This is a genomic window from Metallosphaera javensis (ex Hofmann et al. 2022), from assembly GCF_022064045.1.
Taxonomy (GTDB): Archaea; Thermoproteota; Thermoprotei_A; order Sulfolobales; family Sulfolobaceae; genus Metallosphaera; species Metallosphaera javensis.
In genome coordinates this window covers 1-502 of sequence record NZ_JAKNCW010000052.1, presented here as the reverse complement: position 1 = coordinate 502, position 502 = coordinate 1, and the positions used below count along the sequence as shown (strand labels likewise).

1 protein-coding gene is annotated in these 502 nt (G+C 41.4%); it reads left to right on the top strand.

From position 1 onward, the window contains the following. The coding region (locus L3N51_RS12345; RefSeq protein WP_238027516.1) for a hypothetical protein at positions 1 to 329 on the top strand (329 nt) is incomplete at its 5' end. Positions 330 to 502: the final 173 nt, after the last annotated feature.

Sequence of the window (502 nt, the reverse complement as noted above, 5' to 3'; positions counted from 1 at the left end):
ATACAATGTATAAGAAATTGCTTAGTGTGTTGCTGATACTTTCTGTGGCCCTTCTCCTGTTAGTCTACTCCTATCATCCTGCATTAACTTATACGACACATATAAGTGTGAGATTACACGTCTTTCAAATATATTCCATAGATAATCAGGGGAACAGGACATACATCCACATTTGGAATCCTTACCCTGAAGAAGGCATACTCGTTTACGGAAACTACACCTATTATCTTCCTCCAGGCCAAGAGATGAGCCTTCCTTTACTTAATGGTACATCTTACTTTACGTTATACGAGGGGCCACTTACAATGATAGTCGAAATCCAAGATTAAGAACACCTAACTAACTAGATTATATCTTTCTTAAGGAACGCAAGGAACTCGTCGAATATCACGGGAGCCCTGTGCCTGGTCCTCGCATTCCTGTTGTCCTCCTTGAGAAGCTCGTACCAGTATTAAAACAGAAACGGGAACATCTCGTACGTGGTCACTAGGTTCTCGTCGTA